A 4,981-nucleotide genomic window follows, 5' to 3' on the forward strand; every position below is an offset into this window, starting at 1 on the left:
CCTTATCGTACTCCCAAGCCTCCCAGCTACCATCGGTATACTTGTTAAAAGTAAGTCGTCCAGCCTGGTCATGCTGATGATGCACAGCCGTACCATCAGGCAGCTGTGTCGTGATCACCGTGCCGTCAAGGTCACGGATATAATGGCGTTCCACTCCGTCGAAGCCCCTCTCACAGATTATCTCGCCATTAAGGTCACGTTCAAAGAAGTAGCGTTCACCATGTTCGTTCTCAACAAACTTCAGTTGGTCATAGGAATCATATTCGTAGCTCAGCGCACTGACCATGCGCATACTGCTCGTCCGTCGTGTCTGACGTCGCAGGTTACCCATAGGAGTATACTCCATAGTCCACACTTCATTGCCGCTGGTAACTTCAACAGGCAGGTCGTAGGCATCGTAGGAGATGCGCATCACGCTCTGCCCAGGAGTTGCGTAGCGAGTAACACGGCCAAGTCGGTCACGCTGCCATTCTGTACTATTCCCGTCAGCATGCCTGTGCTTCAGTGGACGGCCATAGTCATCGTAAGCGAATGTTTCACAAACGCCATGCCCATCTGTAATATTTGAGATTAATCCTAAAGTGTCATATTGTAGAACAGCACGTAGTTCTTCACCATACTCAATAGCAGAAGGCTGCTGCTTATCCTTCTCGTATGTATAAGTAACAACAGTACCATCCGCTTCCTTATGTTTCAGCAACAATGCTGTCTCTGCATCATAGACCCATTCTTCTCTATTACCGGCTGCATCTGTACGTGCTATCACACGATTATGGTCATCATACTCATAAACAGTCTCAGCTCCGTCTGCAGCCGTCAATTTTATAAGGTTGCCACGATTATCATAATCGTATCCTATGACTTTACCCTCCGGTGTACCCACCAACGTGCGTTCATGCCAGGAATTATATCCATACCAGGTCTCGCCACCCATGGCATCTACCTTCTTATATACAAGGTTGTTTTCTTCATAATAATACTGTTCCGTAGCTCCTGTGGCAGAGTATTTTACTTCGTTATATCCGTCATGGTAAGATATATATCCTTCCTGTATACCACCTTCACCAGTAGTATGGATAACACGTCCTTCAGCGTCATACTCCCACGTATAAGTCATGTTGTTGCGGTTACGACGTAGAACCACTCTATTGGCATCATCATATTCAAACTCAATACTCTTACCAAATCGATCACGTACACGTATGAGATTACTCCTTTCATCATAGTCGTATACCACCAATTGATCTATGACATCGCCATGTTTATACATTGCTGAGCGGATAAGACCTCGTTCCTCATCCTGTCCAAAGATTATAAGACGTCCAAGGTGATCTTTTATAGTAGAAAGTAAGTGCTTACGCCCACTGTAATCCAGCAAAAGGAAGCCACCGTCTACATAGTCTATCCTTTCTGCAAGATATACCGTGCCGTACTCCTCGTCAGGAAAAGCACGATAGGTACGGATTTCTGTCTCTGTTCTAATAATCCATCTGGATTTGTTTGGCCTATGCTGCCATAGCTTTAACGAACGATAATACTCCTCTTTGCCTCCTATTTCTGGCATTGGAATCGGGAATACTTGATTCTCATCTGGGTTATTGTAAGCTGCAACTCCGTCTGCTTCTTGTGGGATGATGAACAGATCATAGTTACAAATCACTCCATTACCCATAATGCCAGAATAAGTAATGTCACTCTGCCATGCACTTGTCCAACGAATGGTACGCTCACCAAATAGCTCAAAGTCGTCCCAAGAGAAATTCATTGCTCCCGTGACAAAATTCACTGGCTCCAAACCGAAGAAACACAACGATTTAGATATAGGGTTCTTACCGAATTTACCCTGAAGGAAATGATTAAATTTGGTCAATCCTTTTTTGGCAATAGCTCCCAGCGCTTTCATGAAGAGTACAGCTGCTGCACGCATCAAGATATCAGAAAGCGTGTATTTATGAGGGATGAAAGTTCCACCTACCAGCACAGGCGGTTTGACGTTTATTTGCACATACATAGTTAATATATGCTGGTAGAGAGCAAGCCATGCTGGAGGGAAATATTGGTGTCCGAAAGGTATGCCCCAACAAGTTAGAACCTGCTGAGGGAATGATCCACTGCACTCACTACCATTGATAATAACGCTTTCAGATCCAAAATAGATTTCGCCATCATGTGGACCTTCCAAGTCTCCTAAGAAAATCTTATAGAAAGGTAGGCCACCTGTAATATGCTTTATAGGTATGATATTCCCCACCATAGCTGCTCCTAACATACTTGCAGCACCACCTTTAGGTTTTATATTACAGCCAAATCCAAAGACTGATGTAGTAGTTGTTGCCTTAATACGGCCATGAACAAACACTGATGCTCCCATAGGGATCTTCTCTGGGAGATTGAACATCTTTTGCAACAAGGATGGGACTGGTATGCTGAAGTCTGCATACTCCATGGGGTCAAAGATAAATCCTATGAAAGGGTGTGGTAAGGGAAGAGGAAAAGGAGGCATAGGTAGCTTCGTCCAGTGAATGTCTATACCTAATACCAAATCAAAATGTTTGGCCACATGCTGTACGGCAGTACTCGCTACATTGGCTTTCTTTGCTATTATCTTCATGAGGATACACTTGTTAAGGGTGAATGATATAGGTCATCCATGTTGGGGACTTGTATGTTAGTTTGCCAATCTGCATCTAAATATTGCTCCATTTGTTTGCAAAGTTCTTCTGCCTTTTTAGAGTTTCCATATTTCTTTAGTAATAGAGTAGCTATGTAAGCTAATGAACTTTGTTGTCTTTCCTCATTGTTCATAGTCATACCTATCTCTATACACTTCTCATAATAAGCAATGGTTTGTGAATCTGTAAATGTACCATCTTGTATTTGACCCATAATACGATAACACTCCATCTCCAGTAATGGATTCTTTATATTCTTTGCAATCTCAGCTGATTTCTCAAACGCATCTATTGCATCCTCTTTTCTTCGTATAGCAAGCAAGAAACCACCATAATTCACATGCATCTGTGCAGACAATAGAGTTTCTTCACCAGTAAGACTCAATAAGGTACGGAATGTGTCATGTGCTTTCTCCTGTTCATTTTGTGTAAGCCATACATAAGCATCTAAGAGGTGAGCTGTACATAGCACATCCTTAAGATTGTGTCGGCTGGCTATACCAATAGCTTTGGCCAAAGCTACATGAGCATTATCAAACTCACGCCTGCTAAAGTGAACGTTTGCTAATAGCATTTGTTGTTGCAGGACATTTTCTTCATCATTAGGATCTGAAGCAGTCTGGGCTGCCACATTGTTCATCAAAGAAGCAATGTCAGTACCGGTAAGTACAAATTCATGTCTATTATCAGGCAGATTCTTTAACAGCCGACCTTCATATTTCTCAAGAACTACAATCTTGATGTCACTGCTATTCATATTAGCACACCAATCAAGCAGCCACTGTTCATATAAAGGTATACTACTTATCTGTTGTGGTGATAAGAGAATAAATATCTTGTGTCCACGTAGTGGTGGAAAAGATTCATATAGTCCTATTAGCGCCTTAGCTGTATTCCCTGCATCAGTCTTTACTTTATCATTAGGAACGACAATGTCCGTATTCCATTCTTTACATGGAACAGAAATCAGATTATGTTCTCTCCACAAGTTATAAACCAAATGTAGATCTTCTAATAGCTCTGCGCCATACCGCTGTGCATCCTCAAATGGTTTATAATTCACAAGGAAAACGTCGTCACTTTCTACCTCATCTGCACCATGACTCTTAAAATAAACGTCAAACATGTTCAGCGTATGCTTCTCGCCCAAGCACACAAATAGTGGTTTATCAGTATGTGCTTTTACTTGCTCATACCATTGTCTGTCTATCTTTAGTAATTCCAATCGTACTGGATTCATGCCACTATTAGTTTAGTTTTACTTTACTTCCACCTACAATCACCTCACTTGATGCGGTAACAGACGTTGTTCCACTACTTGAACTTACATTAGTCTCACTGGTGCCATCAATACAAGTCTTTGCAGAAGTTATGTTAAGGTCTGTCGTAGTCATACCAATACCAGTACTTGGTGTCTCGCCTTCCCCTACACCAGCGACAATACTTGATGTACCTGCCATGGAGATATCCGTGCCTCCAACTGATATCTCCTTACCATTTATCTTTATCGTACCATCTTTGTGCAACTCAATAGTAGCACTACCACAGGAGATGAGTATTTTGTCAGATGAATCAAATATGGCATTACCCGAACCGTCCATGTGAATGCTGGTCTTTCCAGGATCTGATAACGTGACACTACCTACAGAATCATCAAGTTTCAAAGAACTACCTCGACGGCTGGTAAGGCTCTTGCAGTTGTTACCTTGGCCACCGCCACCACCTGTAACTCCGTTAAACAGGCTACCCATGACGTAGGGACGGGCTGGATCGCCATGGCGGAAGCCGAGGAGGACTTGGTCGCCTACCTCTGGGATGAAAACAAAGCCACGGTTGCTTTTTACGTCTTTGCTGCCACCACCATCTGGTGTCATCACACGCACCCAACTTGTTCGCATGTTGTCGGTTTGCCAATTCATGCGCACCTGCACACGACCCGCTCCATGTGGGTCGGCATTGCTGAGTACCGTTGCCATCTGCGTTTCAGCCAGAGGCATTTCAACCTTTGGGTTAGGCAGACTCATTACAGTACCAGGGATGGCTTTGAAACGGTTTTTGTAATAACAGCTCTCGCTCACTTCATGGGTCATCTCAATGATGATAAAATCGCCTAAGCTCTCTTGGGAGAGATTGCCAACTCCCTTTAAGAAAGAACTATACAAACTTATCACCGAACCCACGTGTAGCCTTGGATCCTGGCTTTCGGCTGTGACGTAATGGGTTTCAGCCGTTTCGGCTGCTTGTTTTAGGAGTACATAATTCTCAAGATCATCGATAGAGCTGACACGCTGTATGGAGTACTGGCGAGC

Annotated in this window: 3 protein-coding genes; all 3 read right to left on the bottom strand. The window is 43.3% G+C overall.

The annotated features are described in order from the left end of the window. Positions 1–2,611: DUF6531 domain-containing protein (locus CHB62_RS15405; protein ID WP_254919397.1), on the bottom strand; the 2,611-nt coding region annotated here is incomplete at its 3' end. Then, positions 2,608–3,912, bottom strand: coding sequence for a tetratricopeptide repeat protein (locus tag CHB62_RS14220; protein WP_089367341.1), 1,305 nt, complete (start codon positions 3,910–3,912; stop codon positions 2,608–2,610). The genes CHB62_RS15405 and CHB62_RS14220, both read right to left, overlap by 4 nt. Positions 3,913–3,919: 7 nt before the next feature. Then, on the bottom strand, positions 3,920–4,981 hold a 1,062-nt coding region (locus CHB62_RS14225; protein ID WP_254919398.1), incomplete at its 5' end, for a phage baseplate assembly protein V.

Source organism: Prevotella jejuni (assembly GCF_900187995.1).
GTDB lineage: Bacteria > Bacteroidota > Bacteroidia > Bacteroidales > Bacteroidaceae > Prevotella > Prevotella jejuni.